This is a genomic window from Robertmurraya sp. DFI.2.37 (assembly GCF_029211245.1).
GTDB classification, from domain to species: Bacteria; Bacillota; Bacilli; order Bacillales; family Cytobacillaceae; genus Robertmurraya; species Robertmurraya methanolica_A.
The window spans coordinates 48,812-70,385 of record NZ_JARGEJ010000001.1 but is presented as its reverse complement, the minus strand read 5'-3'; the positions used below and the strand labels follow the sequence as shown (position 1 = coordinate 70,385).

Sequence of the window (21,574 nt, the reverse complement as noted above, 5' to 3'; positions counted from 1 at the left end):
TCTCTTTAAGTAAAGGAGGAGTGTAATGATGAGTGGGGATAATCGTTTAAAACAATCCGTTACTGCTATAAAAGGGATTGGCGACGAAACTGCTGCGGCCTTAGCTGAGATGAACATATATTCAATTGAAGATTTGCTTGAGCATTTTCCCTTTCGTTATGAGGATTATCGTCTTAAGGATTTAACCGAAGTGAAGCACGAAGAAAGATTAACCCTTGAAGGAAAGGTGCAAAGTGAACCATCCCTTGTTTATTATGGTAGAAAGAAGTCGCGTTTGACGGTTAAATTGCTCGTTGACCATTTTTTAATCCAAGTAATCTTTTTTAATCAGCCATACTTGAAGAAGAAAATAGTGCTTAACGAGACGATTCAGGTCACAGGAAAATGGGACATGCATCGGCGCACTATTACAGCGTCTGAAATGCAATTAGGACCTTCTGATCAAAAAGAGATGCTCTCACCTGTTTATCATGTAAAAGGAACGATAACAGTAAAAGGAATTCGCCGTTTTTTGCAATTAGCTTTTCAACAGTACGGTGACATAATCCATGAAACTTTGCCTCAGGATCTTCTCGCAAAATATCGCCTTCCCAGCAGAAAAGAATCAATAAAAATGATTCACTTTCCTTCTAATGATGATGACATTAAGCAGGCTAGAAGAAGGATTGTTTACGAGGAGTTTCTTTATTTTCAATTAAAAATGCAGGCTTTACGAAAGTTTGAGAGAGAACAATCACAAGGTGTCATGCAAAGCTATGATTTAAAAAAACTCAAAGCTTTTCTCCATTCGTTGCCTTTCCCGTTGACCAACGCTCAAAAAAGGGTTGTCAACGAAATTTTAGCAGATATGAAGTCTCCGTATCGGATGAGCAGACTCCTTCAAGGCGATGTTGGTTCAGGAAAAACAGTAGTCGCAGCGATTGCGTTATTTGCTAGTATCTCTGCTGGTTTTCAAGGAGCTTTGATGGTGCCGACTGAGATTTTGGCAGAGCAGCATGCGGAATCGCTCACTGGCTTACTGCAAGCATTTAATATTCAATGTGAACTTTTAACAAGTTCTGTGAAAGGAAAGAAAAGAAAAGAAATTCTTGAGCGACTGCGATTGGGGGAAATTGATGTTTTAATCGGTACGCATGCTTTAATTCAAGATGAGGTACATTTTCATAAGCTTGGTCTAGTTATCACCGATGAACAACATCGTTTTGGCGTCGAGCAGCGGAAAATCCTGCGCGAGAAAGGAGAAAATCCCGATGTACTCTTTATGACCGCTACTCCAATTCCGAGAACGCTTGCGATCACTGTCTTTGGTGAAATGGATGTTTCAGTCATAGATGAAATGCCTGCTGGAAGAAAATCAATTGAAACTTATTGGGCGAAACATGAAATGCTTGAACGAGTATTGGCGTTTATGGAAAAAGAGTTAGCAAAGGGTAGGCAGGCATACGTTATTTGTCCATTGATCGAAGAGTCAGAGAAGCTTGATGTTCAAAATGCGATAGATGTTCACGCTGCCCTTATGACATACTTTGAAGGTCGTTATCAGATCGGATTAATGCACGGTCGCTTAAATGCTGATGAAAAAGATGCAGTTATGAAAGCTTTTAGCCAAAATGAACTTCAAGTTCTCGTTTCCACAACTGTTGTGGAAGTCGGAGTTAATGTGCCGAATGCAACGCTCATGGTCATTTATGATGCAGAACGTTTCGGCTTAGCGCAATTGCACCAGCTTCGTGGTCGTGTCGGCAGGGGGAGTGAGCAGTCTTATTGTATATTACTTGCCAATCCAAAAACAGAGATTGGAAAAGAACGTATGCAAATTATGACTGAGACGAACGATGGCTTTGTCTTAAGTGAGAAGGATCTGGAGTTAAGAGGTCCTGGTGATTTTTTTGGAAGAAAGCAAAGTGGTGTACCCGAGTTTAAATTAGCAGATATGGTCCATGATTATCGTACTTTAGAAACAGCAAGAAACGATGCGGCGGCGATGATTCAATCGGAGGATTTTTGGCATTCTCCTAGTTATGCTGATTTACGAGAATATCTTCATAAATCAGAAGTATTAAAAGGTGAAAAGCTGGACTAATGTGGCCCGGTAGCATTACTAGAATAGTTTACAGGAAGAATTCTTTCTTGCAATCTGTATTTTTTAATCATATACTACTATTAGTACCTAGTCTTAATATCTTGGACGGTGTCATAAATGAGAAGAAATAAAAGAGAACGGCAAGCGCTTTTAACAGAGACAATCAAAGAAAATCCGTTTGTCACAGATGAAGAACTGGCAGATAAATTTTCCGTAAGTGTGCAAACGATCAGATTAGATCGGTTAGAGTTATCGATCCCTGAACTTAGGGAGCGGATTAAAAACGTTGCAGAAAGAACGTTTGAGGATGAGGTTCGCTCTTTACCAATTGATGAAGTAATTGGGGAAATCATTGATATGGATTTAGATCAGTCAGCGATTTCTATCTTAGATATAAAAAAAGAACATGTATTCAAACGAAACCAAATTGCTAGAGGGCACCATTTATTTGCTCAAGCTAACTCACTGGCGGTTGCTGTGATCAATGATGAACTCGCATTAACAGCTAAAGCGAATATCCGTTTTACCCGCTCAGTAAAAGTAAGTGAAAGAGTGGTCGCAAAAGCAAAGGTTCTTAATATTGATGAAGAAACTGGACGCACACTCGTTGAAGTAACAAGTTATGTGAACAGCGAGATTGTTTTTAAAGGTGATTTTGAAATGTATCGCTCGCATGCCTAAAACATTGTTATACTAAACTGAATATAAGGAATGAGGCATAATGAAATTAGCCATTGATGCTATGGGTGGAGACAACGCCCCAAAGGAAATTGTCCTTGGAGCAATGAAGGCCATTGAGGCCTTTTCTGACTTGGAAATAATGTTAGTTGGTGATGAAAGCAAGATTAAGGAATATCTTTCAAATAAAGAAAGAATTTCGATTGTACATACTGAAGAAGTGATTTTAGGGACAGATGAACCTGTTCGTGCAGTGAGAAGAAAGAAGAACGCATCGATGGTGCTTGCTGCGAAGCTTGTCGCTGATGGAGAGGCTGATGGCTGTATTTCAGCTGGAAACACAGGCGCATTAATGGCGGCAGGATTATTTGTTGTTGGCCGCATAGAAGGAATTGATCGGCCTGCCCTCGCCCCGACCTTGCCAACAATTGGCGGAGAAGGATTTCTATTACTTGATGTCGGAGCAAACGTAGACGCAAAAGCAGAGCACTTATTACAAAACGCAATAATGGGATCGATTTATTGTGACAAGGTTAGAGGCGTTGAAAATCCGCGAGTTGGACTTTTAAATATTGGAACGGAAGAGAAAAAGGGCAATGAATTGACGAAGCAGGCATTTGATCTATTACAGAACTCTGATCTTCATTTTATTGGAAACGTCGAGGCTCGCGATTTATTAGATGGCGTTGCTGATGTAGTTGTCACGGATGGATTTACTGGCAATATGGTGTTAAAAACGATCGAAGGAACAGCGATGTCTGTATTTAGTATGCTGAAGGCCGCTCTTTCCAGTGATTTAAAATCGAAGCTTGCCGCTGCCGTTTTAATGCCTAATTTAAGGGCTTTAAAGGCAAAAATGGATTACTCTGAGTATGGTGGCGCTGGATTATTTGGTTTAAAGGCTCCTGTCATTAAAACACATGGCTCTTCAGATGCAAACTCACTTTATAATGCAGTGCGTCAAACCCGTGAAATGGTTCAAAAAGAAGTGATCCAAACAATTAAAGTAACGATCGAAGAAAAATCGAATTAATCTACCGAAAGGAGATTTTTAATGGGGAAAATTGCTTTTATATTTCCAGGACAAGGTTCCCAAACGGTTGGAATGGGACAAACACTTGCGCAAAAAGATAAATCAGTGCAGGCCATATTTCAAAAAGCAGATAAAAGATTAGGATTTGCTCTTTCAGACATTATTTTTCAAGGACCGCAAGAAAAACTGACATTAACAACTTATGCCCAACCAGCGTTGTTAACGACGAGCATTGCAATCTTACATTATTTTGAGCAAGCTAACATTAGAGCCGACTTTGTTGCCGGTCATAGTTTGGGTGAATACACAGCTCTTGTTGCAGCAGGCGCGCTTTCATTTGAAGATGGGGTCTACGCTGTTCGAAAAAGAGGAGAATTTATGGAAGAAGCCGTTCCTAATCGAGAGGGGACGATGGCAGCGGTATTGGGGTTAGAGCGCAATGAACTTGAGAAAGTTACGGCAGAGATCGCGGCTGGGGGACAGCCTGTTCAATTAGCGAACATAAATTGCCCTGGTCAGATTGTTATTTCTGGCTCGCGCCAAGGAGTGGAATTAGCTTCCGTTAAAGCGAAAGAAGCTGGCGCTAAGAGGGTTCTTCCTTTGGAGGTCAGTGGGCCGTTTCATTCAAGCTTAATGAAACCAGCGTCTGCTAAATTAGCAGCTGTTCTCGATGAGGTAAAGATTGAAAAAGCAGCGATACCTGTTATCGCAAATGTATCGGCAACAGAGATGGTAGAGCCTAATGAGATTAAAGAAAAATTAATTGAGCAATTATATTCCCCTGTTCAATGGGAAGATACAGTGAAAAGAATGATCGGACTTGGTGTTGATACTTTTATTGAAATTGGTCCTGGAAAAGTTCTATCAGGATTAGTGAGAAAAATTGATCGCACCGTTGCAACTTATGCTATTTCAGATGAAGAAAGCTTTAAGATTGTGTATGAAGCCTTGAAGGAGGGAGTACAATGAAAACTGAAGGGAAAAATGCCATAGTAACTGGTGCATCAAGGGGAATAGGAAGAGAAATAGCATTGGAACTGGCAAGACAAGGTGCTAATGTAGCGGTAAATTATGCTGGTAGTGAAAAGATGGCAAACGATGTTGTGGCTGAAATCAAATCTTTAGGCCGTAAGGCAATTGCTGTCCAAGCAGATGTTGCAGACGGTGATTCTGTTTCCACTATGATGAAACAAGTAGTAGAGCAGTTTGGTACTATTGATATATTAGTTAACAACGCAGGCATCACTCGAGATAATCTGCTTATGCGTATGAAGGAAGAAGACTGGGATGCGGTTATCGATACAAATTTAAAAGGTGTCTTTCTTTGTACAAAAGCGGTCACTCGTCAAATGATGAAACAAAGAAGCGGGAGAATCATTAATATTTCCTCGATCGTGGGCGTAGGCGGAAATGCTGGACAAGCCAATTATGTTGCCGCTAAAGCTGGGGTGATTGGCCTAACTAAAACAACTGCGAAGGAGTTGGCATCACGGGGAATTACTGTGAATGCTGTTGCGCCAGGCTTTATTACGACAGATATGACGGATCAATTAAATGAAGATGTGAAAGTGGAAATGCTAAAGCAAATACCACTTGCTCGTCTCGGTGAACCGCAAGATATTGCAAAAGTGGTTGTTTTCTTGGCTTCTGAAGATAGCCGTTATATGACTGGTCAAACTTTACATGTTGATGGTGGAATGATCATGTAGAATGACCGTTGGAACACCTAAAGTTGCATAGGTGTTGCCATTAAGAAGCGGAAAAGGCAGAGGCTTTTAAGGAAATGAAGACATTCACAAGCATGCGAATTAAAGATTTATCTATAAAAAATGAAAACGAGATTTTAATTTAAAATAAAATCATCTATAATGGCTTGAGGGGAGGTGAACAAGCATGGCAGAAGTACTAGAAAGAGTAACAAAAATTATCGTTGACCGCCTTGGCGTGGAAGAATCTCAAGTAAAACTTGAAGCAACTTTCAAAGAAGATCTTGGTGCTGATTCACTAGATGTTGTTGAACTAGTTATGGAATTAGAAGATGAGTTTGATATGGAAATTTCTGACGATGATGCTGAAAAAATCCAAACAGTTGGTGACGCAGTTAATTACATACAAGCCAATTCATAATGCAAGGTCTTTTTTAAAAGCTCCGTTTTTAACGGGGCTTTCTTCTATAAGGGAGAGCTTTTGATTAAAAAAGCAGCTTCTTTAAAAAGCTCCTTCATGATGATGGGCATTTAAAGAATTTCTTTGCGTTTTAAAGGAAATAAAAGTACACTTGAATCTAGAATGTAAAAATATAGCAAGGTGGATGCAGGATGCGTAAAAGTGGTAAAGATAAGGACAAATTTGCGTTACGAAATAGGGATAGACAGTTTAAAGAATTTCAAGATAAAATAGGTGTGCATTTTACCAATGTAAAATTACTTATACAAGCTTTTACTCATTCATCATATGTGAATGAGCATCGCAAAAAGCCTTATGATGACAATGAAAGGCTGGAGTTTTTAGGGGATGCAGTTCTTGAATTAACGGTGTCTCAATTTCTTTATAATAAGTATCCAACAATGAGTGAAGGAGAGCTTACAAAATTAAGAGCAGCAGTAGTTTGTGAGCCTTCTTTAGTGGCATTTGCTAACGAACTCACCTTTGGCGAGTATGTGCTATTAGGCAAAGGGGAAGAGATGACAGGAGGGAGAACAAGGCCCGCCTTGCTAGCAGATGTATTTGAAGCGTTTATTGGTGCTTTGTTTTTGGATAAAGGAATTGAGGCCGTCGTGCGATTTTTAGAGAAAGTTGTATTTCCGAAAATTGATGCTGGTGCTTTTTCTCATGTGATGGATTTTAAAAGTCAATTGCAAGAGCATGTACAAAGAGACGGATCTGGTTTAATAGAATACAAGGTCTTGCAAGAAAAAGGGCCCGCTCATAATCGGGAGTTTATTTCCCAAGTTTCTTTGAATGGGGAAGAGGTAGGAGTAGGCACAGGTAGATCAAAAAAAGAAGCAGAGCAGCATGCAGCCCAAATGGCTCTCGAAAAACTAAAAGCACATCTTTAGAATAAGCGTATAAGAGGATTTTTTGGCTAGTGTAACCGATAGATGATAAGGAGCGAAGGGGGATACAAACGTGCATCTTAAACGTTTGGATGTAGTAGGGTTTAAATCTTTTGCTGAACGCATTGGGGTCGATTTTGTACCTGGTGTGACAGCAGTTGTTGGACCTAACGGAAGTGGAAAAAGCAATATTACGGACGCTATCCGTTGGGTGCTTGGAGAACAATCAGCTAAATCCCTTCGTGGAGCAAAAATGGAAGATATTATTTTTGCAGGTAGCGATTCGAGAAAACCACTGAACTTTGCTGAAGTTACTTTAACTTTAGAAAATGAGGATCAATTTTTGCCGATTGATTATCAAGAAGTAAGTGTTACAAGAAGAGTTTATCGCTCTGGAGATAGTGAGTTCTTTATTAATAAACAAAGCTGTCGCCTTAAAGATATTGTTGATTTATTTATGGATTCCGGTCTCGGTAGAGAAGCGTTTTCAATTATCAGCCAAGGAAGAGTTGAAGAAATTCTTAATAGTAAGGCTGAAGAAAGAAGGACGATTTTTGAAGAGGCAGCAGGAGTTTTAAAATATAAAACAAGAAAGAAGAAGGCGGAAGGGAAGCTTTCAGAAACACAGGAAAATTTAAATCGTGTCAATGATATTATTCATGAACTTGAAGGGCAAGTGGAACCATTAAAAATTCAAGCTTCTATTGCAAAAGATTATCTTCAGCAAAAGGAGGAACTTGAAAAAATTGAGGTAGCTCTTACCGTTTATGAGATTGAAGATTTGCACGAAAAATGGGAGCAATTATCCACCCAATTAGAAAATCATAAACAAGGTGAAATGCAGTTGTCTTCCACTTTGCAAACAAAAGAAGCAAAAGTAGTGGAAATGAGAGAGCAAATTGCTGCCTTAGATGAATCGATCAATGATCTTCAAACCGTTCTCCTTCATGCAAGTGAAGAATTAGAAAAACTTGAAGGACGGAAGGAGGTTTTAAAGGAAAGAAAAAAGAACGCAAAGCAAAATAAAGAACAACTTGAAAAGAATATTCAAACATTATCATTGAAGATAGATGAACTTACAAGGGAAAAAGCAGAGCAAGAAGAGGTGGCCGCTGCCCTTGAAAATGAAGCAGCAGAGATTGAGGTAACCTTAGTAGAAAAGCAAAATCAATTAAAGCTTTTCAGTGAAAATATCGAAGAGACAATTGAATCTTTAAAAAGTGATTATATCGAAATTTTGAATCAGCAGGCCACATATAAAAATGAACTTCAAAATGTTGAGGCTCAGCTTGGACAGCAAGATCATCGCAGCAAACGTTTGGAAGAGGACAATGAGAAATATTTAGAAGAGCGTCGTCTTATCGAAAATAAACGAGCAGGTATTCTTGCGAAATTATCGGAAGTGCAAAAAGAGCTGGAACAGCAGGTGCATATTTTTAGAAACGAGCAAAATAAGCTTGAAAACTTGCGTAATCAATATGACAAGCAAGAAAAGACTCTCTATCAAGCCTATCAATATTTGCAAAAGGCAAAATCAAGAAAAGATATGTTAGAAGAGATGGAAGACGATTATTCCGGATTCTTCCAAGGTGTTAAAGAGATTTTAAAAGCAAGAGACAGCAAACTTTCTGGTATTGAAGGGGCAATTGCCGAGCTTATTCAAGTTCCAAAAGAGTATGAAGTCGCAATTGAAACGGCTCTTGGCGGTGCGATGCAACATGTTGTAGTAGCTAACGAAGAGAGCGGTCGTCAAGCTATTCAATATTTAAAGAAGAATTCGTTCGGAAGGGCGACATTTTTACCGTTAAATGTAATTAAAGGAAAATCATTGTCCTATCAACAGCAGCAATCAATTAGTATGCACCCAGCTTATGTTGGGATTGCTGCTGAGCTTATTCGCCATGATGAGAAATATAGTCAGGTGGTTTCAAGTCTCCTTGGCAATGTCGTAATTACAAAAGACCTTAAAGGTGCTAATGAAATGGCGAGAGTTCTTCAGTATCGCTGTCGTTTCGTTACTTTGGATGGGGACGTTGTTAATGCTGGTGGAGCAATGACTGGTGGTGCCTTAAAGCAAAAGTCGTCTTCCCTTTTAAGTAGAAAAGGTGAGCTAGAGGAATTAATTGCAAAGCTTGGGGAAATGGAGCAGCAAACCGCTGTAAAAGAAGAGCAAGTTAAGCAAGTTAAATCCAATATTCAAGCTCAAGAAGCCCATCTTGATGAGCTCAGAAGAAATGGGGAAGAACTCCGTTTGCTAGAGCAATCCATAAAAGGTGAGCTTCGAGAGGTTGAGCTAGAAGAAAAGAATATGAATGAAAAACTTACCTTGTACGACATGAATATTTCTCAGTATGGGGAAGAAAAAGAAAAACTCACGGCTCGAAAAGAGGAATTAACAAATCTTTTAGCTGTTTCTGAAAAAGAAAAAGCAAAATTGGACAAGGAAATCACTATCTTGACAGAACAAAAAAATTCGCAAATTTCATCTAAAGAAGCATTAGTCGAGGAAATTAGCGAATTGAAGGTTATGCTTGCAGCGAAAAATGAACAATCACGCAATGCACGTGAAAAACTTGCGAAAACGATGTTTGAGCTTGAAGAAAATAAGGAAACCTATGCAACAATCTCTGAGGATCTACAGTTGCTTTCATCAGAAATGACCGATAGTACATCTGGAGAGGAACATTTAGAAGAAGCAGCGAATCGTAAGGCTCAGGATAAAAATGAGACGATGAAGTTAATCTCTGCTCGGCGCGAGGAGCGTCTTCAACTCCATAATCAAGTGGAGGATGCGGAGCTTGAAGTGAAAGAGTTAAAACGTCAGCATAAAGGGATAATCGGCATATTAAAGGATGAAGAAGTGAAGTTAACACGTCTTGATGTGGAACTTGAAAATCGCTTAGCGCGACTACGTGAGGAATATTTGCTTTCCTATGAAGGAGCGAAGGAAGAATATTCGTTAACGATACCGGTCGATGAGGCGAGAAAGAAAGTAAAGCTTATTAAGCTAGCAATCGAAGAATTAGGAACTGTTAATCTCGGTGCAATTGAAGAATATGAACGTGTTTCAGAGCGTTATGAATTTTTATTGGAACAGAAAAACGACCTTCAAGAGGCAAAGGATACCTTGTTCCAAGTCATTGGCGAAATGGATGAAGAGATGAAAAAACGCTTTGAACAAACGTTTTATGGTATTCGTTCGCACTTCGAATCCGTTTTCCAAGCGCTCTTTGGCGGTGGACGAGCTGATCTTCGCCTTACTGATCCGGATGATTTATTAAATACTGGTGTTGAAATTGTGGCACAACCACCAGGCAAGAAGTTACAAAATCTTGGCTTGCTTTCTGGTGGCGAAAGAGCGTTAACAGCAATTGCCCTCCTTTTCTCCATATTAAAGGTAAGACCTGTTCCGTTTTGTATTTTGGATGAGGTGGAAGCGGCTCTTGATGAGGCGAACGTTCATCGTTTTAGTCAATACTTAAAACGATATAGTCATGAAACGCAGTTTATCGTCATCACCCATCGTAAAGGGACGATGGAAGGTGCAGATGTTCTGTATGGTGTGACCATGCAGGAGTCTGGTGTTTCAAAATTAGTATCTGTAAGACTAGAAGAAACGAATGAACTAGTAAAATCGTGAAGATTGCAAATGGTAAAGGATGATAAAAAATGAGTTTTTTTAAGAAATTAAAGGAAAAGATTACGAAGCAAACCGATGCGGTAACAGAAAAGTTTAAGGATGGCTTGACGAAGACGAGAGACAGTTTTTCTGGCCGTGTCAATGATCTCGTCGCCCGTTATCGAAAAGTGGATGAGGATTTTTTCGAAGAACTTGAAGAGATTTTAATTCAAGCTGATGTCGGCTTTGAAACAGTAATGGAGTTAATTGAAGAATTGAAAATGGAAGTAAAACGACAAAATATTCAAGATCCTGCTGAAGTGCAAAGCGTTATTTCTGAGAAGCTTGTTGAAATTTATCAAGGTGGAGAAGATGAGACGTCACTTTTAAACATCCAAGCTGAAGGGTTGACGGTTCTTTTATTTGTTGGAGTTAATGGCGTTGGAAAAACTACGACAATTGGAAAGCTTGCTCACAAATTCAAAGCTGATGGTAAAAAGGTTGTTCTTGCTGCAGGTGATACTTTCCGAGCGGGGGCAATCGAACAGCTTGAGGTATGGGGAGAAAGAGTTGGAGTGGATGTCATTAAACAGGGAGCAGGTTCTGATCCAGCAGCAGTTATGTTCGATGCTGTTCAAGCGGCGAAATCGAGAAATGCGGATATATTAATTTGCGACACAGCAGGACGCTTGCAAAATAAGGTTAATTTAATGAAAGAATTGGAAAAAGTAAAGCGTGTCATTGAAAGAGAAATACCAGGTGCACCGCATGAAGTTCTTTTAGTCCTTGATGCGACGACTGGTCAAAATGCATTAATTCAAGCGAAGACTTTCAAGGAAGCGACCAATGTAAGCGGAATTGTATTGACAAAATTAGATGGTACTGCGAAAGGTGGAATTGTGCTAGCAATACGTAATGAACTTGGCATTCCTGTTAAATTCGTGGGCCTCGGTGAAAAAATGGATGATTTGCAGGAATTTGATGCCGAGCAATACGTTTATGGCTTATTTGCCGATTTAGTGGAAAAAGAAGAGATAGAATAATCGTCGAATGCTCGGTATTTTGCTGTGCCGGGCATTTTGTTTTAGTTTTAGATTTTCGAAAAAAACGATTAATTCTGGAAAAATTGGTAATAATTCCGGGAAAACATGCCACAATTTCGTAAAAAAATGCATAATTCCCAAAAAACTCATCATATTTCCGGAAACCTACGTTGACATCCCATATCGATGCGTGTAAACTGTCAATGTAAAGGCTTTTCACTTAACAAGGAGGGATGCGGTGTGCTCGAAAAGACGACGCGAATCAATTATTTATATGATTTTTACCAATCCTTGTTAACACCAAAACAGCAAAGCTATATGTCTCTTTACTATCTTGATGATTTTTCTTTAGGGGAAATTGCTGATGAATACGGTGTGAGTAGACAGGCTGTGTACGATAATATAAAGCGCACAGAAGCAATGCTCGAGGAGTATGAAGAAAAGCTACTTTTATTCGATAAATTCCAAAAACGGAGCAAGCTACTGAATGAAATAAAAGTAGTATTAGACAAAGATGCTCCGTCGAAGCAGGCATTGCTTGAAGCAATAGCTGAGCTTGAGAAATTGGATTAGGAGGCGGCAAGATGGCATTTGAAGGATTAGCCGACCGACTGCAAAGTACCATGCAAAAAATCCGTGGTAAAGGGAAAGTCTCTGAAGCGGATGTCAAAGAGATGATGCGTGAGGTTCGCCTTGCTCTATTAGAAGCGGATGTTAACTTCAAAGTTGTTAAGGAATTCGTCAAAAAAGTGAGCGAGCGTGCTGTCGGGCAAGAAGTGTTAAAAAGCTTAACTCCTGGCCAACAGGTTATTAAAGTGGTGAAAGAGGAACTCACTAATCTTATGGGGGGCGAGGAAAGCAAGATTGCTGTATCGAATCGTCCGCCGACTGTCATCATGATGGTTGGATTACAGGGTGCCGGAAAAACGACAACGACGGGAAAGCTCGCGAATTTACTTCGCAAGAAATATAATCGAACCCCTTTGCTTGTAGCAGCGGATATTTATCGACCTGCAGCAATTAAACAGCTTGAAACACTTGGCAAACAACTTGATATGCCAGTGTTTTCACTTGGTGATCAGGTGAGTCCTGTTGAAATTGCGAAACAAGCAATTGCGAAAGCAAAGGAAGACCATCATGACTATGTTTTAATTGATACAGCTGGTCGCCTTCATGTCGACGAGGCTTTGATGGGCGAGTTAAAGGAAATTAAAGAGCTCGCAAATCCGAATGAAATTTTCCTTGTTGTTGATGCCATGACTGGTCAGGATGCTGTGAATGTTGCTGCAAGCTTTAACGAACAGCTTGGTTTAACTGGAGTTGTTTTAACAAAGCTTGACGGGGATACACGTGGTGGTGCAGCCCTTTCCATTCGTTCGGTTACGAACACCCCGATTAAATTTATTGGTCTCGGGGAGAAATTGGATGCGTTAGAATCCTTTCATCCGGAAAGAATGGCCTCCCGTATTCTTGGCATGGGAGATGTTTTAACTTTAATTGAAAAAGCGCAGGAAAATGTCGATGAAGAAAAAGCAAGGGAAATGGAGAAAAAGATGCGAACCGCTTCCTTTACTTTAGATGACTTTTTAGAGCAGCTTGGTCAGGTTCGCAATATGGGGCCTCTTGACGAGCTTCTGAAGATGATGCCTGGCGCGAACAAAATTAAAGGTCTAAACAATATGCAAATTGACGAGAAGCAAATTACCCATGTCGAAGCCATCATCCAGTCGATGACGAAAGAGGAAAAAATTCATCCGGAAATCATTACGGCTGGTCGCAGAAAAAGAATTGCAAAAGGAAGCGGAACATCAGTCCCTGAGGTGAACCGTTTATTAAAGCAGTTCGAGGATATGAAAAAGATGATGAAACAAATGACAGGAATGCAGCAAAAAGGGAAGAAAAAAGGAAAGAAAAAAGGTGGATTTAATCTGCCGTTCAATCCTTTCCAATAAAATCTTACATTATTTTATTAACTGACAAGAAAAAACACTTTACAAACTATTTATCAATCTGTTATCATTTTATCTTGTGTGAAACTATTCGGAGGTGCTATTAATTATGGCAGTAAAAATTCGTTTAAAACGTATGGGAGCAAAAAAATCTCCTTTTTATCGTATCGTAGTAGCTGATTCACGTTCTCCTCGTGATGGACGTTTCATTGAAACAGTTGGAACTTATAACCCAGTAGCTGAACCAGCTATTGTAGACATCAATGAAGAGTTAGCTCTTAAATGGTTACAAGACGGTGCTAAGCCATCTGACACAGTTCGTAACTTATTCTCTAAGCAGGGCATTATGGAAAAATTCCATAACGCTAAGCACAGCAAGTAAGACGTATGAAAGAGCTGATTGAAACAATTGTCAAGCCTCTTGTGGACTTTCCTGAGGATGTTCAAGTGGATGTCGCGGAAGAGTCTGACCGGATTACGTATAAACTAAACGTGAATAAAAGCGATATGGGGAAGGTAATCGGAAAACAAGGGCGAGTTGCTAAAGCTATTCGAACTGTTGTCTATGCCGCAGGAACAACTGGACAGAAGAAAGTCTTTTTAGAAATTGTTGAGTAAAGCTCTAGACTACAAGAATGACAGCGAAAAGGAGGGAGAATCCCCTCCTTTTTTTTGTAAGAGCTGATAGTGCGATTTTTGGCTCATTTTAGCTTTGAGATTATGAAACGCTATACGAAAGCAAGCTTTCTCCTGCATTCCATACACCTTTTAGAGAAGCTGAAAGGTGTATGAAATGAGCTAAAATTCAACTATATATAAACACAAATCCTTTTTATTATTTAGCAATAACCTTTCATAATTAAATGAGGGAGGCAAAGAGTATGAATATTCTTCAAAAAATTGTCGTCAAGCAAGTGCTTACAGAGAGAAGCAGAGCGGAACTTCATCAAAAATACGAAGAAAGTTTGCTTCAGTTAAAAAAAGAGTGCGAACAGCTTCGATTTGAGTTAAAAAAGCTAGAGAAGACGAAAAAATATCCATTGGGAAATTTAACAAAACAATTTGAGAAGGAACTCCATACTCGCCAAGAAAAAATGAAGCTTCTCGATTTTCAAATAGAACAATTACATATGCTACCTTTAGGTAGTGAACTGCAAGAAAAGGAAATTCAAGGGATCATTGAAGTTAATATTGGAGACGCTTGGGAGGACATTGCTACAAGCAAAACAATTGTCATAAAAGACGGCGTCGTTGCGGAAATTCGGTAGAGGTGATGACTGTTGGAAAAATGGTTTAATGTCGGTAAAATTGTAAATACTCATGGAATAAAAGGTGAAGTTCGAGTTATTTCAAAAACGGATTTCGCTGAAGAGCGTTATGCTTCTGGCAATCAATTATATTTATTCATGTCGGATTCAAAGGAACCGGTGGAATTAATTGTGGCAACCCATCGAGTTCATAAAAATTTTGATTTATTAACGTTTAAGGGTTACGAAAATGTGAACGAAGTGGAATCGATGAAAGGCGGCATTTTAAAAATCCATGAAAGTCAACTAACAGAACTGGAAGAGGATGAATTTTATTTTCATGAAATTATTGGCTGCCTCGTATTTACGACAAATGGGGAAGAGATTGGCAAGGTCAGGGAAATCTTAACTCCTGGAGCAAATGATGTTTGGGTTGTCAAAGGGAAAAATGGAAAAGATATATTGATTCCATATATTGAACAGGTTGTGAAAAAGGTTGACGTAAAAGAACAGATCATTTTAATCGAACCGATGGAAGGGTTACTATCATGATGAAAATTGATGTCCTTTCCTTGTTTCCAGAAATGTTCCCAGGAGTATTAGGTAGCTCGATATTAAAAAAAGCTGCTGAACAGAATGCTGTTGCCTATCAGGTCGTTAATTTTCGTGCATTTGCCGATAACAAGCATCAAACGGTTGACGATTATCCGTATGGTGGAGGTGCTGGCATGGTGTTGAAGCCACAGCCCATTTTTGATGCCGTGACCCATTTAAAAGAGCAGGCTGAGAGTGAAAAGCCGAGGGTCATCCTTCTTTGTCCACAAGGCAAAACCTATAATCAAAAAATGGCAGAAGAACTGGCGCAAGAAAAGCATTTAATTTTTATATGTGGACATTATGAAGGCTATGATGAAAGAATACGAGAGCATGTCATTACAGACGAAATATCAATTGGTGACTACGTATTAACTGGGGGCGAACTGGGGGCTATGGTGGTAATTGATAGCGTTGTTCGGCTGCTGCCGAAAGTTCTTGGAAATGAAGAATCACATATGAGAGACTCATTTAGCACCGGCTTGCTAGAGCATCCACATTATACAAGGCCAGCCGATTTTCGCGGAATGAAGGTCCCCGATGTACTTATTTCCGGGAATCATCGTCTCATCGATGAATGGAGAGCAAAAGAATCGTTAAGGAGAACGTACGAACGGAGACCTGATCTTCTCGAAAAGGTTGAACTAACAGATGAACAAAAAAAATGGCTTCATGAAATAGAAAGCCTTAAAAAATAAGCTTGAAGTTGATGAAACGTTATGGTATGATACTTCTTGTGACTTAGATGTGTTAGTCTTTGTCTTATAACGATGTTCCGCTGCAATTTAGTGAGCTACAGTGATGCATGAGCATCTGTTGGAAGGAGTTGAAAACGATGCAAAAATTAATCGAAGAAATCACAAAAGAACAACTTCGTACTGATCTTCCTGCTTTCCGCCCTGGTGACACTGTACGTGTACACGTTAAAGTTGTCGAGGGTACTCGTGAGCGTATTCAGTTATTTGAAGGTGTTGTGATTAAGCGTCGTGGTGGTGGAATTAGCGAAACTTTCACAGTTCGTAAAATCTCTTACGGTGTAGGCGTTGAGCGTACATTCCCAGTACACACACCAAAAATTGCGAAGCTTGAAGTTATTCGTCGCGGTAAAGTTCGCCGTGCTAAACTTTACTACCTACGTAATCTACGTGGTAAAAAAGCTCGTATTAAAGAAATCCGATAATAACAAAAGTGTAGAGCAGCACTTATGCTTGAAGCTAAACAAAAAAAGCAGAAGAATTGAAATTGATTCGGCTGCCTAACAATGGAAGGAGCTTGTTTATGTAAAGATCTATTAAGGATTTTTACTTGCAGGCTCCTTTGTTGTTAAAAGGCTGTTTTTGACAACCGTTTCTGCTTTTTCTACTATTACATAATAGCAAGATTAGAAATGGCAAACCCTAAGCTGTGAAGGCTTAATTAAGATGGAGCTCACAAAAGGCTTCGCTTAATTGAGCTAAATCAACGGTAGCGTAAGCAAGCATTTATCCGTCGGGGGCCTGTTTACTCTAGCTTGTTTTGTTTGATTTCATTGGCTATCATAGTTTACTCTAATAATATGGGATTTGTAATTTTAGTGTATTTTAAGAATGGTGGGGATTCAGAAAGTGGCTAAGAAAAAAAATGAACTATGGGAATGGATAAAAGCACTTCTTATTGCTGTCGTGTTAGCAGCTTTTATACGCTATTTTTTATTCGCCCCTATCGTAGTAGATGGTTTATCGATGATGCCAACATTACATGATCAGGATCGAATGATTGTGAATAAATTCAGCTATAAGATTGGCAAACCAGAAAGATTTGACATCATTGTTTTTCATGCACCAGAGGATAAAGACTACATAAAAAGAGTAATCGGTCTCCCAGGAGATAAGATTGAATATCGAAATGACACTCTCTATGTCAACGGAGAAGCGTATGAAGAACCGTATCTCAATGACTTTAAAAATCAAGTCATTGATGGGCCGCTGACAGAGCCATTTACACTTGAAGAAGTTACAGGCCAAGAGGTTGTCCCGGAAGGACATTTATTTGTGATGGGAGATAATCGCCGTTATAGTAAAGATAGCCGTCATATCGGGACAATTCCTATGGAAAAAGTTTTAGGTAGTACAAGTATGATATATTGGCCATTGGAAGATATTCGAATTGTAAAATAGCAAAACAATACATTGTATGGAAAAAATGGACATGCCGTTCAGTAAGGAGGTGCTGCAATGACGATACAGTGGTTTCCAGGACATATGGCGAAAGCGCGCCGGCAGGTGACAGAGAAGCTAAAGCTTGTTGATATTATTTTTGAACTAGTTGATGCGAGAATACCCCATTCCTCTCGAAATCCGATGATTGATGAAATCATTCAACATAAACCAAGATTGGTTCTATTAAATAAAGCTGATATGGCTGATAAAGAAGTAACGAAGGAATGGATCCATTTTTTTGATCGGCAGGGAATAAAGGCTTTGGCAATTAATTCACAGGCTGGAACAGGAATGAAAGAGATAGTTTCCGCTTCTAAATGGATCCTAACGGAAAAATTTGCTCGAATGCAGGCAAAAGGAATTAAACCGAGAGCAATACGAGCGATGATTGTCGGAATTCCGAATGTTGGAAAATCGACGCTGATTAATCGCTTGGCCAAGAAAAATATCGCAAAAACCGGTAATACTCCTGGGGTGACGAAAGCACAGCAGTGGATTAAAGTAGGAAAAGAGCTCGAATTATTAGATACTCCTGGGATTTTGTGGCCGAAATTTGAGGATCAGGAAGTAGGATCAAAACTGGCTCTTACTGGAGCAATAAAAGATACAATTTTAAACCTCCAAGATGTCAGCATCTATGGCTTGCGCTTCTTGGAGAAAGAATATCCACAGCGTTTAAAAGAGCGCTATCAGCTGCAATACATTCCAGAAGATATTGTAGCGCTTTTTAATGAGATCGGTAAAAGAAGGGGCGCGCTCATGAGCGGTGGTGAAGTCGATTATGACAAAGTGGCAGAGCTTGTCATTCGCGATATTCGTTCGGAACAATTAGGACCACTTTCTTTTGAAAAGCCGCAATATGAGGAATAAGTGTAAAATACCACGCCTTCTTTCCATCTGAGGATAGAAATGAACCAAAAAATGCAAAAGTAAAGACCTTCTTTAGTAAATGGAAGGTCTTTATTTTTTTCTGACCGAACCGATACATATGATAAGAACTTGTTAAGAAAAGGGGTATTTGACCTTGACGATGTACACGATTAAAGAAATTGAAGAAAAACTTGCAAAAATTAAAGATGAAAATGACCCGTTTCTTGAAGAAATAAGGCCTGATGCTCGAAAGGGAGTGCAACGTTTAATCGAAAGGTGCGGACGGCGATTACAACAAAAAAAACAGGCGCTGGAAAAATTCTCTCACATGTCTCGTATTGAACGGGACCTTTATAAGCAAGGGTACAGGTTTATAGCCGGAATTGATGAAGTGGGACGTGGCCCGTTAGCTGGTCCCGTCGTTGCCTCATCCGTAATCCTGCCGGAGGATTTTCAACTAATAGGTCTTGATGACTCAAAAAAGTTGTCTGAAGCAAAACGTGAAGAGTTTTATACTTATATACAAGAACATGCACTTGCAATTGGAATCGGGATAATCCAGCCAGAAGAAATAGATCAAGTTAATATTTATGAAGCAACTAAGAAGGCTATGTTATCTGCAATTACTGCAATGCCTATTGTGCCAGAGTATTTGTTAATAGATGCGATGAAACTGGATACGCCGTATCCGTTACAAGCGATTATAAAAGGGGATGCAAACAGTATTTCCATCGCTGCTGCCTCCATAATAGCGAAGGTAACGAGAGATGCGATAATGAAGCAATTGCATCGAGAATATCCTATCTATCAATTTGAACGAAATATGGGCTATGGAACGAAAGAACATCTCGTGGCTCTAGAAAAACATGGAATAACCCCATATCATCGAAAGAGCTTTGAACCGATTAAAAGTATGATGAAATGAGAGGATTAAGAAGATGATTTCAAACTTTATTCAGTCCTTGCAAAAACAGCAGAATATACGTGGGCAAACAAATACTTTTCAACCAGGGCAAATTATTTATGGACGAATTGGCAAGCTATTTCCGAATCAGATTGCTGAGGTGCAAGTCGGAAACCAAAAAATGATTGCAAAACTTGAAGTTCCTCTATCATCTGGTGGGAAATATTGGTTCCAAATCCATTCGAATGAAGGCCGTATCCATTTGAAGGTTTTACCAATTGAAGATTCAGGCGGGAACAATCATCATCCGATTCATAGCTTGTTAAAGCAGTTGGGCTTATCTGAGACAAATGAACATAAAGAGCTTATCCAGTTGTTGTTGAATGAAAAGCTTCCTATTACAAAAGAGCTTGTTCAAACAGCGGTGCAATTGCTGCAAGAGCAAGAAAGAGAACCAGCTAAACTTGAGGTATTAAAGGAAATGATGTCGCGGCAACTGCCGCTTACAAAAGAGGTTTTTAACAGTGTGCTTACAACAGTGAAAAATGAACCAATGCATCAATTAATGGATGCGTTACGGGCCAATTTAAACACTTCTGCGCACATAACAAAGGATGGACAGCAATTGCTCCGTTTGCTTGAGGAAATGGTTCTGACGGGTCGAGAGAAGATGACGGAAAGAGCGACTGTTCAATTATTTAAAGAGTGGTTTAATAGTTCGGGAACAACCACTTCTGGAACGGCCTTTTCTCTATTGCAAAAGCTTTCTATAATTGATAATAGGGAAGAGAGAGAACTGCTTATGCTTGCAGCAAGCAAGCTAATCGATAAAGCTAATGGAACTTCTTTAGGGAATAGTGAAATAAGCAGAATTGAGGATGCGCTTCGCCAAAATCAAGCGGGACTGACAAGTATATTTGTTAAGGCCGCCCTTGCTAGAGAAGTGGATAACGGTATGATTAACCTGAAACAAATTGTATCTTTATTTTCCTCCGATGGCAAAATCCCGCAAACGATGCCTTTTTTTCAACAATTATTGGATAATCCTACAAATATACTAGAGAAAATTCCATCTCAATTTACTAAAGAGGAAATGGTGATGCTACAAAAAGTCGCCAATGATGCCCATGAGGTACTGATTAAGCTTGATTCAGGTAAAAATGTTGCAGAAATGCTTCGTTCACTAACAGGAAAAATAGGCTTTGATTATGAGTCGAAATACTCATTATCCATGTCTGATAAAACGGGCGATCTTCAAAAGCTTGACGTTCTCAAAGCACTTCTTCTCCGTTTTATGAATGGAGAGCAGTCTGGAACAGCTAAGGGAGAGGCAGAACAGCTTTTGCATAAAATTACAGGTGTTCAGCTTTTATCGCAGGAATCAGCACCTCTTAACCATTATGTATTGCAAGTTCCCCTCTCCTTTTGGGAAAAGAAAACGGATTTGACGGTGCAATGGAGTGGCCGAAAAAAAGAAAATGGTGAAATAGATCCGGCGTATTGCCGAGTGCTTTTTTATTTAGAGTTAGACCATCTCAATGAGTTAATCGTCGATATGCAAATTCAAAACCGGATTATGAATATGACTATTATTAATGATGCCGAAAAAATAAAGGCAATCGCTGAACCATTTATCGACAGCTTGAAAGAAAACCTTCATCGCTTAGGATTTACTTTAACAAGTATTTCCTTTCGTCAAACTGCAGAAGACGTCCCAAGGATAAAGAAGAAAGAGCATCAATACCAATCTAGTTCTTATAGTGGAGTTGATATTAGAATATGAAGAATGAAGAACTGGAGCGGAGAAAAGAAGCGATAGCTTTAGGCTATGAAAGTGGAACGAAGGATGCGCCGAGGGTAATTGCAAAAGGGAAAGGGATCATTGCAGAGAACATATTAGAACAAGCAGCAAAGCATGAGGTTCCAATACAGGAAGATGCTGCTCTAGTAGAACTATTAAGCAAACTAAATATTAATGAGACGATTCCGGAAGAGCTTTATCAAGCAGTAGCGGAGGTCTTTGCGTTTATTTATAAAACAAATCGGGAGGCAGGAAGAAAGGGGAGTTCAGCTGATCATAGCGCAGTCAAAAATCAAAAATAAAGATGGACTAATTGAGATTTCAGATTTTATTGACAAGAAAGAAAATTATTATTTTTGGCATAATGGTAGACAACTTATTTTTAGTCTTATAAAATGAAAGCGCAGTCTAATTTTAGGAAGTAAGATAGGTCAGTAAAAGGTTGGTAATAGTTGTAACGATACCAAAGTTTTTAAAATCCTTTTACAACAATAAGGAG

22 protein-coding genes are annotated in these 21,574 nt (G+C 39.3%); all 22 read left to right on the top strand.

The genetic code is table 11. The annotated features are described in order from the left end of the window. The first annotated feature begins 28 nt into the window (after nt 1–28). The 22 genes from recG (at nt 29) to PZE06_RS00260 (ending at nt 21,377) form a co-directional block, all read left to right on the top strand. The gene (gene recG / locus PZE06_RS00365) at nt 29–2,083 is read left to right on the top strand and encodes an ATP-dependent DNA helicase RecG (protein WP_150913557.1); all 2,055 of its coding nucleotides are present in this window, start codon (nt 29–31) and stop codon (nt 2,081–2,083) included. 117 nt (nt 2,084–2,200) lie between these two features. Beyond that, nucleotides 2,201–2,764: a transcription factor FapR gene (gene fapR, locus PZE06_RS00360; protein ID WP_150913424.1), complete on the top strand. Its 564-nt coding sequence runs from the start codon at nt 2,201–2,203 to the stop codon at nt 2,762–2,764. A gap of 40 nt (nt 2,765–2,804) precedes the next feature. Beyond that, entirely contained in the window at nt 2,805–3,794 is a 990-nt protein-coding gene (gene plsX, locus PZE06_RS00355) for a phosphate acyltransferase PlsX (protein ID WP_150913426.1), read from the top strand. A 21-nt stretch (nt 3,795–3,815) separates the two neighbouring features. Then, nucleotides 3,816–4,763 (top strand): ACP S-malonyltransferase, encoded by a 948-nt coding sequence (fabD, locus tag PZE06_RS00350; RefSeq protein ID WP_150913428.1) that lies wholly within the window; start codon nt 3,816–3,818, stop codon nt 4,761–4,763. Further along, complete coding sequence (fabG, locus tag PZE06_RS00345; RefSeq protein ID WP_150913430.1) at nt 4,760–5,503, top strand: 3-oxoacyl-[acyl-carrier-protein] reductase; 744 nt, start codon at nt 4,760–4,762, stop codon at nt 5,501–5,503. The genes fabD and fabG overlap by 4 nt, the downstream gene beginning before the upstream one ends. 184 nt (nt 5,504–5,687) lie before the next feature. Next, nucleotides 5,688–5,921, top strand: coding sequence for an acyl carrier protein (gene acpP / locus PZE06_RS00340; protein ID WP_095307998.1), 234 nt, complete (start codon nt 5,688–5,690; stop codon nt 5,919–5,921). 191 nt (nt 5,922–6,112) lie between these two features. Beyond that, on the top strand, nt 6,113–6,853 hold the full coding sequence (gene rnc, locus PZE06_RS00335) for a ribonuclease III (protein WP_150913432.1): 741 nt from the start codon (nt 6,113–6,115) through the stop codon (nt 6,851–6,853). A 70-nt stretch (nt 6,854–6,923) separates the two neighbouring features. Next, entirely contained in the window at nt 6,924–10,490 is a 3,567-nt protein-coding gene (smc, locus tag PZE06_RS00330; RefSeq protein WP_150913434.1) for a chromosome segregation protein SMC, read from the top strand. Between the two features lie 29 nt (nt 10,491–10,519). Continuing rightward, on the top strand, nt 10,520–11,512 hold the full coding sequence (gene ftsY, locus PZE06_RS00325) for a signal recognition particle-docking protein FtsY (protein ID WP_150913436.1): 993 nt from the start codon (nt 10,520–10,522) through the stop codon (nt 11,510–11,512). 240 nt (nt 11,513–11,752) lie between these two features. Next, entirely contained in the window at nt 11,753–12,085 is a 333-nt protein-coding gene (locus PZE06_RS00320) for a putative DNA-binding protein (protein WP_150913438.1), read from the top strand. A gap of 11 nt (nt 12,086–12,096) precedes the next feature. Further along, nucleotides 12,097–13,464, top strand: coding sequence for a signal recognition particle protein (gene ffh / locus PZE06_RS00315; protein ID WP_095308008.1), 1,368 nt, complete (start codon nt 12,097–12,099; stop codon nt 13,462–13,464). A gap of 106 nt (nt 13,465–13,570) precedes the next feature. Then, nucleotides 13,571–13,843, top strand: a complete 273-nt coding sequence (rpsP, locus tag PZE06_RS00310) for a 30S ribosomal protein S16 (RefSeq protein WP_150913440.1) — start codon at nt 13,571–13,573, stop codon at nt 13,841–13,843. Nucleotides 13,844–13,848: 5 nt separating this feature from the next. Next, the gene (locus PZE06_RS00305) at nt 13,849–14,079 is read left to right on the top strand and encodes a KH domain-containing protein (protein ID WP_150913441.1); all 231 of its coding nucleotides are present in this window, start codon (nt 13,849–13,851) and stop codon (nt 14,077–14,079) included. A 263-nt stretch (nt 14,080–14,342) separates the two neighbouring features. Then, nucleotides 14,343–14,729 carry a YlqD family protein gene (locus PZE06_RS00300; RefSeq protein ID WP_150913443.1) on the top strand — a complete coding sequence of 129 codons (387 nt, stop codon included), beginning with the start codon at nt 14,343–14,345 and terminating at the stop codon, nt 14,727–14,729. Between the two features lie 12 nt (nt 14,730–14,741). Then, nucleotides 14,742–15,260, top strand: a complete 519-nt coding sequence (gene rimM, locus PZE06_RS00295; protein ID WP_150913445.1) for a ribosome maturation factor RimM — start codon at nt 14,742–14,744, stop codon at nt 15,258–15,260. After that, the gene (gene trmD, locus PZE06_RS00290) at nt 15,260–16,000 is read left to right on the top strand and encodes a tRNA (guanosine(37)-N1)-methyltransferase TrmD (protein WP_150913559.1); all 741 of its coding nucleotides are present in this window, start codon (nt 15,260–15,262) and stop codon (nt 15,998–16,000) included. Before rimM ends, trmD begins: the two co-directional genes overlap by 1 nt. A gap of 137 nt (nt 16,001–16,137) precedes the next feature. Next, nucleotides 16,138–16,482 (top strand): 50S ribosomal protein L19, encoded by a 345-nt coding sequence (gene rplS / locus PZE06_RS00285; protein ID WP_019152808.1) that lies wholly within the window; start codon nt 16,138–16,140, stop codon nt 16,480–16,482. Between the two features lie 424 nt (nt 16,483–16,906). Next, the gene (lepB, locus tag PZE06_RS00280; protein ID WP_150913447.1) at nt 16,907–17,458 is read left to right on the top strand and encodes a signal peptidase I; all 552 of its coding nucleotides are present in this window, start codon (nt 16,907–16,909) and stop codon (nt 17,456–17,458) included. Between the two features lie 57 nt (nt 17,459–17,515). Then, complete coding sequence (gene ylqF / locus PZE06_RS00275; RefSeq protein WP_150913449.1) at nt 17,516–18,370, top strand: ribosome biogenesis GTPase YlqF; 855 nt, start codon at nt 17,516–17,518, stop codon at nt 18,368–18,370. Nucleotides 18,371–18,524: 154 nt separating this feature from the next. Then, on the top strand, nt 18,525–19,295 hold the full coding sequence (locus PZE06_RS00270; RefSeq protein ID WP_150913451.1) for a ribonuclease HII: 771 nt from the start codon (nt 18,525–18,527) through the stop codon (nt 19,293–19,295). Nucleotides 19,296–19,308: 13 nt separating this feature from the next. Continuing rightward, nucleotides 19,309–21,057, top strand: a complete 1,749-nt coding sequence (locus PZE06_RS00265; RefSeq protein WP_150913453.1) for a hypothetical protein — start codon at nt 19,309–19,311, stop codon at nt 21,055–21,057. Then, complete coding sequence (locus PZE06_RS00260; RefSeq protein ID WP_150913455.1) at nt 21,054–21,377, top strand: EscU/YscU/HrcU family type III secretion system export apparatus switch protein; 324 nt, start codon at nt 21,054–21,056, stop codon at nt 21,375–21,377. Before PZE06_RS00265 ends, PZE06_RS00260 begins: the two co-directional genes overlap by 4 nt. The last annotated feature ends 197 nt before the right edge of the window (nt 21,378–21,574 follow it).